The organism is Proteus sp. G2669 (genome assembly GCF_009915245.1).
In the GTDB taxonomy this organism is placed as follows: Bacteria; Pseudomonadota; Gammaproteobacteria; order Enterobacterales; family Enterobacteriaceae; genus Proteus.
Map to the genome: position 1 here is coordinate 47,784 of NZ_JAABLX010000040.1, position 12,340 is coordinate 60,123.

A 12,340-nucleotide genomic window follows, 5' to 3' on the forward strand; every position below is an offset into this window, starting at 1 on the left:
AAATGCCGAGAACAGTTGTCTCAGCATCTTATCATTTCAAGCTCAAGATCTTAAAAATAACTTTTTTGAAAGAAGTGTTTAATGCTTATGGTGATAAAGCAAGGAAATTAGCGGAATCTTTAGCACAACAAACCAGAGGAAAAACCATCCGTAACGTTGATGATGCGCTAAAAGCTTACGAAAAATACAAAGCGGATATCAATAGAAGAATTAATGCCAAAGATCGTAAAGCTATTGCAACCGCATTGGAATCGATCAAACTCGATGATATAGCTCAAAAATTAAAAAAATTTAGTAAAGGTATGTTTTTTGTAAGTAAAGCCCTTGACGTCAAAGATTTATGGATAGAGTTAATAAAAGCAACAGAGACAGATAATTGGCGTCCATTTTTTGTTAAAGCTGAGACTATATTTGCAGGAATGGCGGCTACATCTGTAGCAGGATTTACATTTAGTGTGCTTCTAGGTGGTCCCATAGGGATATTAGGATATGGATTGCTCATAGCAAGTATTGGAGCATTGATTGATAACGACTTAATTGAAAAAGCCAATAATTTGATTGGTATTTAATTAATACTTTAAAGGTTGTTTATTTAGAAAAGCAACCTTTTCACTAACACGAATAATATAAAAATTATTGTAATTGGTATAGATAATAAAAACACAATGAAACTATATAAAGCCAAGCCACCAGCTTTACCTGCTGTATCTGAAAATAGTCCTCGATTCCAAAATTCTTTGGTAGTAAATTGAAGAAAAAAACATTCAATCCCCCATTTAGCCAACGGATATAGTCCAATACCAGCAATACTAATTAACAACATCAGACTTTCATACTTCAACTCATATTCTAAGCAAGAGTATAAAAATAGAGCACCAATAAACCACCCCCAACACATATTTTTAATATAATATTGTTTAGTTATCTTCATATTTATCTACTAGATCCCTTTTATTTAAAACCATATTTATTTTAAATAAACCATAACAATTTAATTACTAACTAAATATACAGTTTTTCTGATTTTTAGATAAAAAAATGCCGAGAACAGTTGTCTCGGCATCTTATCATTTTCATATTTTAGTGAGAAAAGCGTTTCGCTTCTATCACATCAGGCAACTGATTAAGTTTTGCCAAAATACGACCTAATACTTGGAGATTATAAATCTCAATATTCATGTCAATTGTCGCAATTTGTTGCTTCACATCACTACGGCTACTGACACCTAGCACATTAACTTTTTCATTTGCTAAAATAGTGGTGATATCACGCAATAATCCACTACGATCATTAGCAACAACACGAACGACTAATGAATAACCACTAGAGTAATTTTCTCCCCATACCGCATCAACGATACGTTCTGGTGCATGAGAAAGCAGTTCAGCAAGTTGTTCACAGTCTGCTCGGTGAATCGAAATACCTCGGCCTTTAGTAATAAAACCAACAATATTGTCACCTGGAATAGGTTGGCAACAGCGTGCTATATGGTGCATTAAGTTACCCACGCCTTCGACAACAATACTTCCACCAGATCCTGTGGCTCTTGGTGCTGGCGTTTTGTTCTCGAGTGTTCGCAGCGCTTCTTTATCTTCGTCTTCCGCAGTAGCTTTATTCAATCTACTTTGAATAAAATTCACCAACTGGTTGATTCGAATATCACCAACACCAATACCTGCTAATACTTCATCAACACTATGAACGTTATAACGTGCAATCAGCAGTTTCTCTGCTTCTTTCATGTTGATATCCATATGTGCCAATTCGTTATCTAAAATTTGGCGACCTGCAAGAATATTTTTATCGCGATCTTGCTTACGGAACCAGTTATGAATTTTCGCACGCCCACGACTTGTAGTGACATAGCCTAAGTTAGGATTTAACCAATCACGACTTGGATTAGGGTGTTTTTGCGTGATAACTTCAATTTGATCACCCATCTGTAATTGATAGCTAAACGGTACAATACGCCCGCCAATTTTCGCCCCAATACAGCGGTGTCCCACATCACTATGAATATGATAAGCAAAATCAAGAGGTGTTGATCCCGCAGGTAAATCAACTACATCACCTTTTGGTGTAAAGACATATACTCGATCATCAAAAACCTGGCTACGAACTTCATCCAACATTTCGCCAGAATCCGCCATCTCTTCTTGCCACGCAATCAGTTTACGTAACCATGCAATACGGTTTTCATAACTACCTGTACCGCCTTTCGTTGCAGCACCTGTTGCACCTTCTTTATATTTCCAGTGCGCAGCCACACCTAATTCTGCATCCTCATGCATTTGACGGGTACGTATTTGGATTTCAACTGTTTTGCCTTCAGGCCCTAACACAACAGTATGAATAGATTGATAGCCATTAGGTTTTGGATTTGCGACATAATCATCGAATTCATCAGGTAAATGACGGAAATGAGTATGCACAATCCCTAATGCCGCATAGCAATCTTGAAGCCGTTCCACGACGATACGTACCGCTCTCACATCAAATAACTCATCGAATGCGAGATTCTTTTTCTTCATTTTGCGCCAAATACTATAGATGTGTTTGGGACGTCCATAGATATCTACATCGACATTCTCTTCTTTCATATAACCGCGTACTGTACTGACAAAATTATCAATATACTGTTCGCGATCGATACGACGCTCATGAAGCAAGCTTGCTATTTTTTTATATTCATCAGGATGAAGATAGCGGAAACAAAAATCTTCTAATTCCCATTTTAATTGACCAGTACCCAATCGGTTGGCTAATGGTGCATAAATATTAAAACACTCTTTAGCAGCCAGTACGCGCTCATCTTCAGTGGCATCTTTCACTTCTCGTAAATGGGCAATACGCTCTGAAAGTTTGATGACCACACAACGGAAATCTTCCACCATGGATAACAACATACGACGCACGTTATCCACCTGAACTGAGCTTGTTTCATTGGTATGTGTCGCTTTTAATTGGCGTATGGCGTCCATCTCCATAACACCACGCACTAAGCTCCAAATAGCATCACCAAAGTGTTCAGTTACGATTTCCTGATCAATAAGATTTTCTTCAACAAGCGGGAAAAGAAGCGCTGCCCTCATGCTGTCTTTATCCATGCTTAGTGTCGAAAGAAGCTCAACCATTTCAACACCACGCCATAATAACAGTTCGGCATCTTCACGCCCTTGAACAGTACGATGGCAGTATTCCCAGGTTTGCATGATTTCACTACCTGCATTGACATGGGTTAAGTTCAAGCTGTTGACCCATTTATCAACAGCAAACTCTCCTGCAGGTGTTAAGTGAGCACTTCTTACTGCAACCATATTCTCTCCCTACACGGTATAAATCTTATTTGCGACTTATTTACTGGCTAACTGTTCATTTTCAAATAAATTTACTTTCGACTAAACAGTGCCATTGATTCCAGATGACCTGTTTGTGGAAACATATCCAACATTTTTAAACCGGTTAACTGATATCCAGAATCTAATAATATCTTACTATCTCTGGCTAACGTGGTCGGATTACAGGAGACATACACGATTTTTTCTGCGGATAACTTCACAATATGTGACATTACCTCCAAAGCCCCTGCTCTTGCAGGATCTAACAACACTTTGTTAAATCCTTCTTTCGACCACGACATCGCAGAAAAATCGGCCGATAAATCTGCATGCCAAAAATGAGCATTACCTAATTGGTTTAGTTCTGCATTCTTTTTCGCCATTTCAACCAGCGCAGGTACACCTTCAATACCCACCACTTCACTGACACGTTTTGCGATAGGTAAAGTGAAGTTTCCCATACCACAAAACAGATCTAACACGCGATCTTCTGGTGATAAATCAAGCCATTCAATAGCTTGAGCAACCATCTTAGGATTTATTTCATCGTTTACTTGAATAAAATCAGTAGGTGCAAAACGTAAATTTAGACCTTCTATTTGATAGAAGGGTTCCTTCTCAATTGAAGTTAATCGTGCTATCTCGCTATTATCACCTGCAAGATACATCGTAACTTGATGAGTTTGAGAGAAATCACGCAAACTCTGTTTATCACTCTCTGGCAATGGTGATAAATGACGTAAAATCACCAACGGCCCATTATCAGCCAGCACCATTTCAACATGTCCTAAATCACGTACTGATGCTAATTGTTTAAGACATGCCCAAAGAGGAGACAATAAATCATTTAACTGAGGTTTTAATACTGGGCATTTTTTTATCATAACCAAATCATTAGAGCGTTCTTGGCGAAAGCCCATTACCAAGCCCTTTTCAGGCTGATGACGCAAACCCAATCTTGCCCTACGACGATAACCATATTCAGCGCCCGCAATAACAGGCTCTGCTGAAATCACCACACCCGTTTCACGTTTAATAAGATGCGATAACACACCTGCTTTTGTTGTACGTTGTAGCGCAATAGGTACATGTTGCTGCTGGCACCCACCACAACGCTCATAATATTCACAATGAGGCGTTATACGCTGTTCACTGGTAGTTAAACGCTTAATAACTTCGCCTTTAGCAAACTGGCGCTTTTCTTCTGTTAAACGAATACGAGCAGTTTCTTGTGGGAGTAATCCTTTTACAAAAATCGTTTTGCCCTCAGCATGAGCAATACCTTGACCATTTGCATCCAATGCACTGGCGGTCACTTCCAGAGTTGTCGCCTGTTTTTTCGCAGGACGTTTTTTAGGGGAATAAAACTGCACCATAGTATTAAATTAAGTATCAATGACGGATTAACAGTGAAATGACATCGTTTTAGAATACGCTGTATGTTTTTCAGCGTTACATGAATGACTATGCATTTCAGAAGAAAACATGGGAAGAGTATAACATCGAACAAGTTATTTACTTAACTGATATAAGCAATATTTTTGTTAAATTGAGAAAACTTTTAATGATAACAACCTAAGACACTCGTTTTATGGATTTTATATTGTTCTATAACTAACAAATATTATATATAACTTTTATATTGAATATATTTACAATTAATAACATTAATTTTCTGTTATTTTAATAAATCTTTATTATCTCTAAGAAAAATCTAAAAATTATCACCAATCAATTAGATAGCATTTTTCTTAATGATTACAAATTAATCACAAACCATTAATTTTCTATATTCTTCATAAGCATAATGATCAGTCATTCCACTGATATAATCTTGAATTAATCTGGTACGATAATAAAACTCTAAAATTTTTCCTCTTTCAGTATTTATATCATTTAGCTTTTCTAACATTTCGTTATAAGCCAGTTTATGTTTAACAGAAAGCTTATGATATAAACGCGTCTCAATGACATATTTAGGATGTTCGTTATATTTATGCAATCTTAAAAAATCTTCAGTTGATAATAAAAGCAAGGGCTTATAGATATCGAGTAATCCACTGATCACGCGATATCCTTTCATTTCAAGCTCTTCAACTTCAGGATGGCTAAACACCCATTTTTTAGCAACACTTTTTAAGGTTGTTAATAAACGATGCTCAGCACTATTCCCTTCCAATAAAGCATGGTTAAAACTTCCTTCATAAACTTGAGGAAGATTTTTTATAAATCGATATGCCGTATAAGGGACTAATTTCCCTGTAATATAAACTCGTAAATACATAAAGAATTGATCTTGCATACTGCGTTTGGCTTCATTTTGATCGACTTTTTTATAAGCACGATTCACAGTAATATCGAATAAATCACCTTCAGTCACATCACCATTTTCACGCCATGCATCTCGTAAAAGTTGAACAAGACGGTTGATATCAAAAATCCCCTTTTCTACCGCATCATCTAAATCCGCAATGCAATACGAGATATCGTCGGCAGCTTCCATAATATATGTGAGAGGAAAGCGACAAAATTCCCCCATATCTAATTTTTCTTGTACTTCTTTTACGAATGCTAATTCGGACCAGTAATACCCCGGTTTCTTCATTAAATAGCTATATTCTTTAGGGACTTCACCTTGCCAATAAGCGGGACGGGTATATTTTAATACACAGCCAATTTGAGCATAAGTTAAATTCAATTTAAGAAGATGATGCGCCATTCGAATAGCTTGAGCATTACCCTCAAATTGACATAAATCTTGGCGTAAAGTTTGTCGCAATTCATTTAATTGCACTTTAGCTGAATACTGCATAGGGATAAACGGACAACTATCAAATTCGGCTGTCGCCTCTGGTGATAATACTTTTTGAAACCAATGCTTAATCGCAGCCTCACCAAAATGACCAAAAGGTGGATTACCAATATCGTGCATTAAGCACGCCATCTCAATTAAACTTTCAAGGCTATCGATGCGATCAATTAAACCATACACTTCAAGCTTATTTTGTTTTTTTAATTCACCGATAATTTGTTTAGCGATATAACGACCAATTTGCTGAACTTCAAGAGAATGAGTAAGACGGCTACGTACTGCGGAATTTTGCTCTAAAGGAAAGACTTGTGTTTTCTGTTGTAAACGCCGAATAGCGGCTGAGTTAATAATACGGCCACGATCACTTTCAAATTGACGAGAAACCTGTATTTCATCGTTAATATCGATATCACTGCTGTTATATTTGCGTTGATAATTTAACTTCAGCTTAAAATCGATCATTTCTGTCCTCTTTCTGGTTTCGATGAAACGAATTCTCTATTCTTTGTGTTATATCGTGTTTTTCCGATAGATGCTAAACTCTATTTAAATTTCTATTTATTATTAACCTACAAGTGAGTATGACACAATGAGAGTTGGCGTAATAGGTGCAATGGAGCAAGAAGTCACACTTCTACGTGAGAAAATTGAAGATTGCCAAATCTTATCTCGTGGCGGTTGTGAAATTTATACAGGCACAATCAATGGTGTTGATGTTGCATTATTAAAATCAGGTATTGGTAAAGTTGCGGCTGCGATTGGTACAACCTTATTGCTTGAGCATTTTCGCCCTGATGTCGTTATCAATACTGGCTCTGCGGGTGGTTTAGACTCAAGATTAAATGTCGGTGATATCGTTGTTTCAACAGAAGTTCGCTATCACGATGCAGATGTGACTGCGTTTGGTTATGAACCAGGTCAAATGGCACAATGCCCTCCTGCTTTTATTGCAGATCCTAAACTTATTAGCATTGCAGAAGAGTGTATTGAATCGCTAAAATTAAATGCTGTTCGTGGTTTAATTTGTAGTGGTGATGCATTTATTAATGGTGCAGAGCCTTTAGCGCGCATTCGTCGTACATTCCCAGATGTTGCTGCCGTAGAAATGGAATCCACTGCGATTGGTCATGTTTGCCATCAATTCAGCACACCATTCGTTGTGGTTCGTGCTATTTCTGATGTAGCTGATAAAGAATCGCATTTAAGCTTTGATGAGTTTTTATCTGTTGCTGCAGAACAATCAAGCTTAATGGTGACAGCGATGTTGGATAAATTAAAAGACTAATTAAGTCGAGATAATCCTAATATCGTTTTATCAAAACCCCACCTTTATTTTTTGTTTATTCTAAGATAAAAAATAGGTGGGTATTTTTTATTATCGGAAAAGTAATGCGTTTATTTATCAATCTTGGATTATTACTCTGTTCATTATTTTGGCTAAACTTTGCTATTGCTACCACGCTTGCTGATCGTGTTATTACGTTATCGCCATCAGCCACTGAAATGGCTTACGCCGCAGGTATGGGTGATAATATTGTCGGAGTTAGTGCTTACTCTGATTATCCAGAGGCTGCTAAAAATATTGAACAAGTCGCTAATTGGCAGGGTATTAATATCGAACGCATTCTATTATTAAAACCTGATTTAGTGATTGCATGGCAAGGCGGTAATCCACAACGCCCATTAGATCAGTTAAAAGCTTTGGGTATTCCTATCATTTATTCTGATCCACAAAGTATTGAGGAAATCGCAGACGATCTCGTTACTCTTTCCAGCTATAGCCATCATCCTGATATTGCGATAAGAAATGCACAACAATTACGCCAGCAATATCAAATATTACAGCAACAATATGCATCAACTATATCGAATCAACCCAACAAAAAAGTGTTTATTCAATTTGGGATGCAGCCGTTATTTACTACATCAAACAGTACATTACAAAGCCATATTACCGAACTTTGTGGCGGTGAAAATATCTTCGCTAATAGCCCTGTGGCATGGCCTCAAGTAAGTCGTGAGCAAGTACTTACAAAGCAACCTGATTTAATTATATTCAGTGGTAAAGCAGATCAAATACCTACAGTACGAGCATTTTGGCAACCTCAGCTTACTGTACCGATTATTGCTATTGATGAAGACAGTTTTAGCCGACCTGCACCGCGTATTATTAATGCAGCACAGCAAATTTGTGAAGCAATAGCAACGAACCATTAGCAAAATAATTAATTACTCAATAGCCACTAATACACAACCCTTTATGCACTTTATGCCCTTTATGCCCTTCTAATGCGACGGGGGTAGTGTTTATTTTCATCATGGAATCCCCCTCAATAATTTTGCCTTTTTGCTGACAAGCAGGGCAATAAACTTCGCCATCAAAAATATTCAAATAATCTTTATTTATTTAATAAACTTACTTTTTAAATATTTACTCATTCCTTTCTCTATTAATTTTAATGGTATTTCATAATGAACAATATATCCATCATCATTAAATTGGATCACTTTATTTTTATCAATTAAAATAAAGAAAACATTTCCATTAAAAAATGCTATATTTCTTCTTCAGCAATAAAGAATCTTTAATATAATATTTTTTATTTTATCACCTTTAATTAATTTAACCTTTCACTTTAAAGTATAAATTATTCTTTCTAAAAAAATACTCGATATGTTTAGTTAAATTAACTAAATCATTATAAGCGATTGGACCAAATTGAGGCATATTCTCAGCTATATATTGATCCACAGAGTAAGTTGTTTTATTTATTTTTTTTCATTTTCTCTTTTTTATCTTGTACATACTTAGTTAAAATACAGTAGTTTATGCCTTTACAATATTCTCTTTTTTTTGAAATTAAAACCCAATCGACATCGCCTTGATAACTACTTATAGCTTGAGTTAACATTTCTATAATTTTTGGATTTTTATTTTTAAATCTAAAACTTGTAAACGGAGGATAAGATGAATGATCTATTATTTCGAGTTTATTACTTATTAATATATATGGATATCTGTGTTGATATTTCTTCCATTCAAGCTCATCCAGTTTAGATATAAATTTTAATAATATTGTTCCATCATTGACACCCATTATATTTTTGTTTTCCTTTAACAACATACTTAAATAAAAATATTAATATAGTTTATTTATATTACAATAATCCAATACTAATTTATGCTCATCTTCAAGGAATTCTATTGCTTCCATATAGAATTCCTGAAGAATGTTGTCCTTAATTATCTGTTTGCTTTTTGCTGTCAGTATCATTTTATAACAAAAGCCTTCGTTTAATTTTAATTAAGACTAAAATAATGTATGAATGACTTTTAGCTCTGGGTTTATTTTAATTAAATCATCTGTAATTTGATGATAAATTTCAGGCATAGTCTCTAACCAACCCACCATATCAGGTCGATGATCGATAGCCATCGGTGTTTTTAATAATGGATGATCGATTATGGGGGTACTTAAGCCATGACGAGCACGAAAATTTTTCACGGCTTGATATTCAAAAGGCCAAGCAATGAGTATTTCCATATCAACTTCATAACCTGTTGCACTTTGCTCATTTTCATTATTTCGAAATAATGCTGACCACTGAATATGCTTGTCGCATAATTCTATTAACCATGGGATTAGAATTTCATCATTTTCACAATAGAGAGCCTCTTGGCAAAAGCGTTGATAAAAAGGATCAATCGGAATGCCCGCACTTTCCCAATCAATAGTTTCCTTTTTTTCACTGGCTAACATTTCAATCGCCAATACGCCTAATTTTTGAGGTCGCGTATACATGGGGAGCGAGTTTGCCATTTTACCTGACTGAATATTTTCTATTATTTTATCGTAACAAATTTCACTGGGCTTAAAATAATTACAGGCAAAATTCATTAATAAGATTTCACCTTGCGAAGCAAGATTTATGTATTTTTTACTTTCAACATTACCTAATAAATCAATAATAAAAGCTATATTTTTACCATAAAAAAAGCTTTCAAATGTATATGGATAATTATTATCATTTTTATAAATTCTTCTCATATAAGCAATTGAAATAATTGATGCGTACCTATTTAACACTAAGAAATAATCAATTATCTTATCTTTATTATTTTTATCTTCAGCTTTTAAAACACTTTCATTTAGATCATCATTAATAAAATCAATAATGCTACCAACATCTCTTTTGAATGTTTTCATCATTACATCCACATACTTAATTACGACTTTATTACGGCTCATTTAACTAACTCCTCTAATATATAAAACTTGGAATATCTATTGTTACTTGAAACACCAAACTTATTATCTATACCTATAGTTAATTTATATCCTACCACATCACCTTTTAAAATAGCACTATCAATTTCATTGAGGATATTAAATTTATCTTTATTTAAGTCATATTCATTATCTGCATGTAAAAATGATTGCTTTGATTTATTTGAGTGTTTTTTTATATTTTCTATATAATCTCGCTGTATATTAGTTGCTTTTCCGCCTCTAGGTGTGGAATTATCTTTAAAATAATCTTTCATTACTGTTTTTATTTCAAATGTAATCCATTCAGGCGGAGGGTTTTTCATTTTACAAATTAAATCTATACCATGACCATTAGAATTCTGTAATGCTATAAATTCATTATTAATAATATTGTTATTAAAAAGAGGATTGTTTTTAAATATAGTTTTACCTTTTATTTTTTCTTCAATTTTTTCTATATCACTAATTAATGATGCCTTTCCACTTCTTGTTTTTAAAAATAACTTATCAAATAAGGTTCCCTTTTTAATTTCATTAATAACGTGGCTTTCACCCACATATCCAACAAAGTGAGCCAACTTTAATGATGCGACACCATCATAAAAAAGATTGGACTGTAGTATCTTATTAAGATCATGATGTGATTTTAAATTAATACTAAAATAATGTATGAATGACTTTTAGCTCTGGGTTTATTTTAATTAAATCATCTATAATTTGATGATAAATTTCAGGCATAGTCTCTAACCAACCCACCATATCAGGACGATGGTCGATAGCCATCGGTGTTTTTAGTAATGGATGATCGATTATAGGGGTACTCAAGCCATGACGAGCACGAAAATTTTTCACGGCTTGATATTCAAAAGGCCAAGCAATGAGTATTTCCATATCAACTTCATAACCTGTTGCACTTTGTTCATTTTCATTATTTCGAAATAATGCTGACCACTGAATATGCTTATCGCATAATTCCATCAGCCATGAGATTAAAATCTCATCATTTTCACAATAGAGAGCCTCTTGGCAAAAGCGTTGATAAAAAGGATCAATCGGAATGCCCGCACTTTCCCAATCAATAGTTTCCTTTTTTTCACTGGCTAACATTTCAATCGCCAATACGCCTAATTTTTGAGGGCGTGTATACATAGGGAGCGAGTTTGCCATTTTACCTGATTGAATATTTTCTATTATTTTATCGTAACAAATTTCACTGGGCTTAAAATAATTACAAGCAAAATTCATTAATAAGATTTCACCTTGTTCTGCAAGATCAAAAAAATTCTTATCTCTTTCAAATTGATCAAAATAATCTGATACAAAGCATAGATTTTTATGATAGAGAAAACGTTCTAGAGAATAAGAAATCTCATTTTTCCTTCTATAAGTTTGAATGATGTAAATAAGGGCAATACCCGATGAATTAAAGTTAATAATAGATATATAATCAATATACCTATCTTTATTATTTGAATCTAATTCACTAATAATTTCATAAAAGTCTTCATTAATAAGGTTGTTAATACCAATCACATCACGAATAGTTTCATTGATTATTTTTTCAACATATTTTATAGCTTTATTAGCTCTATTCATTTTAAATCCTTCTATATATTTATCATTTTTCTTTAGTCAAATGTGCTACGCATTTTTTACTTTCTTTTTATCGATCTCAGCTAAAATACGACTTATTTGTTGCTCAAAATCAGCAGGGAGTGGATTTTTATTAAACCAAACAAGCGGTTTTCTTCGACTATAATTAGTCTGGCTAATTGCATCTCGACCTTCTTTCATAAACGTATTAATAAAAGTCACAAAATGCTTATTTTCAGCCGTTCTACTCACTAAAAGACCTGTTGAGTATGAAATATTGGGTTTAAAATAGCCTTCTATTAATTTTCCTGTTTTTTTATCAAGA

At 34.3% G+C, this 12,340-nt stretch carries 11 protein-coding genes and 2 pseudogenes; 3 read left to right on the top strand and 10 right to left on the bottom strand.

What is annotated here, in order from left to right; genetic code table 11:
• Positions 1 to 2 precede the first annotated feature (2 nt).
• Complete coding sequence (locus tag GWI68_RS10385; RefSeq protein WP_166540224.1) at positions 3 to 569, top strand: colicin-like pore-forming protein; 567 nt, start codon at positions 3 to 5, stop codon at positions 567 to 569.
• A 23-nt stretch (positions 570 to 592) separates the two neighbouring features.
• On the opposite strand, the gene GWI68_RS10390 is transcribed toward GWI68_RS10385, so the two are convergent.
• From GWI68_RS10390 to dgt, 4 genes are all read right to left on the bottom strand, one after another.
• Positions 593 to 931, bottom strand: a complete 339-nt coding sequence (locus tag GWI68_RS10390) for a colicin E1 family microcin immunity protein (protein ID WP_103005062.1) — start codon at positions 929 to 931, stop codon at positions 593 to 595.
• 149 nt (positions 932 to 1,080) lie between these two features.
• Entirely contained in the window at positions 1,081 to 3,318 is a 2,238-nt protein-coding gene (gene relA / locus GWI68_RS10395; RefSeq protein WP_166540225.1) for a GTP diphosphokinase, read from the bottom strand.
• A 71-nt stretch (positions 3,319 to 3,389) separates the two neighbouring features.
• Positions 3,390 to 4,715, bottom strand: a complete 1,326-nt coding sequence (gene rlmD / locus GWI68_RS10400; protein WP_166540226.1) for a 23S rRNA (uracil(1939)-C(5))-methyltransferase RlmD — start codon at positions 4,713 to 4,715, stop codon at positions 3,390 to 3,392.
• Between the two features lie 389 nt (positions 4,716 to 5,104).
• Positions 5,105 to 6,613 (bottom strand): dGTPase, encoded by a 1,509-nt coding sequence (dgt, locus tag GWI68_RS10405; protein ID WP_166540227.1) that lies wholly within the window; start codon positions 6,611 to 6,613, stop codon positions 5,105 to 5,107.
• 127 nt (positions 6,614 to 6,740) lie between these two features.
• Here dgt and mtnN point away from each other — a divergent pair, with 127 nt between their 5' ends.
• Both mtnN and btuF read left to right on the top strand, forming a co-directional pair.
• Positions 6,741 to 7,436, top strand: coding sequence for a 5'-methylthioadenosine/S-adenosylhomocysteine nucleosidase (gene mtnN, locus GWI68_RS10410; RefSeq protein ID WP_166540228.1), 696 nt, complete (start codon positions 6,741 to 6,743; stop codon positions 7,434 to 7,436).
• Positions 7,437 to 7,540: 104 nt separating this feature from the next.
• Positions 7,541 to 8,368, top strand: coding sequence for a vitamin B12 ABC transporter substrate-binding protein BtuF (gene btuF / locus GWI68_RS10415; RefSeq protein ID WP_166540229.1), 828 nt, complete (start codon positions 7,541 to 7,543; stop codon positions 8,366 to 8,368).
• Positions 8,369 to 8,380: 12 nt separating this feature from the next.
• Here btuF and GWI68_RS10420 read toward each other — a convergent pair.
• From GWI68_RS10420 to GWI68_RS10445, 6 genes and pseudogenes are all read right to left on the bottom strand, one after another.
• Positions 8,381 to 8,522: pseudogene (locus tag GWI68_RS10420) on the bottom strand (PAAR domain-containing protein); the annotation flags it as partial.
• A gap of 394 nt (positions 8,523 to 8,916) precedes the next feature.
• Positions 8,917 to 9,249 (bottom strand): hypothetical protein, encoded by a 333-nt coding sequence (locus tag GWI68_RS10425; protein ID WP_166540230.1) that lies wholly within the window; start codon positions 9,247 to 9,249, stop codon positions 8,917 to 8,919.
• Between the two features lie 213 nt (positions 9,250 to 9,462).
• Positions 9,463 to 10,401 carry a hypothetical protein gene (locus tag GWI68_RS10430; protein WP_166540231.1) on the bottom strand — a complete coding sequence of 313 codons (939 nt, stop codon included), beginning with the start codon at positions 10,399 to 10,401 and terminating at the stop codon, positions 9,463 to 9,465.
• Entirely contained in the window at positions 10,398 to 11,000 is a 603-nt protein-coding gene (locus GWI68_RS20325) for a hypothetical protein (protein WP_243733343.1), read from the bottom strand. The genes GWI68_RS10430 and GWI68_RS20325 overlap by 4 nt, the downstream gene beginning before the upstream one ends.
• Positions 11,001 to 11,079: 79 nt before the next feature.
• Entirely contained in the window at positions 11,080 to 12,018 is a 939-nt protein-coding gene (locus GWI68_RS10440) for a hypothetical protein (RefSeq protein WP_166540232.1), read from the bottom strand.
• 45 nt (positions 12,019 to 12,063) lie between these two features.
• Positions 12,064 to 12,340: pseudogene (locus tag GWI68_RS10445) on the bottom strand (hypothetical protein); the annotation flags it as partial.

Bases quoted from the DNA above. Each gene is read 5' to 3' on its own strand.
- GWI68_RS10385 (WP_166540224.1), top strand. From the start codon at position 3: ATGCCGAGAACAGTTGTCTCAGCATCTTATCATTTCAAGCTCAAGATC.
- GWI68_RS10390 (WP_103005062.1), bottom strand. From the start codon at position 931: ATGAAGATAACTAAACAATATTATATTAAAAATATGTGTTGGGGGTGG.
- relA (WP_166540225.1), bottom strand. From the start codon at position 3,318: ATGGTTGCAGTAAGAAGTGCTCACTTAACACCTGCAGGAGAGTTTGCT.
- rlmD (WP_166540226.1), bottom strand. From the start codon at position 4,715: ATGGTGCAGTTTTATTCCCCTAAAAAACGTCCTGCGAAAAAACAGGCG.
- dgt (WP_166540227.1), bottom strand. From the start codon at position 6,613: ATGATCGATTTTAAGCTGAAGTTAAATTATCAACGCAAATATAACAGC.
- mtnN (WP_166540228.1), top strand. From the start codon at position 6,741: ATGAGAGTTGGCGTAATAGGTGCAATGGAGCAAGAAGTCACACTTCTA.
- btuF (WP_166540229.1), top strand. From the start codon at position 7,541: ATGCGTTTATTTATCAATCTTGGATTATTACTCTGTTCATTATTTTGG.
- GWI68_RS10425 (WP_166540230.1), bottom strand. From the start codon at position 9,249: ATGGGTGTCAATGATGGAACAATATTATTAAAATTTATATCTAAACTG.
- GWI68_RS10430 (WP_166540231.1), bottom strand. From the start codon at position 10,401: ATGAGCCGTAATAAAGTCGTAATTAAGTATGTGGATGTAATGATGAAA.
- GWI68_RS10440 (WP_166540232.1), bottom strand. From the start codon at position 12,018: ATGAATAGAGCTAATAAAGCTATAAAATATGTTGAAAAAATAATCAAT.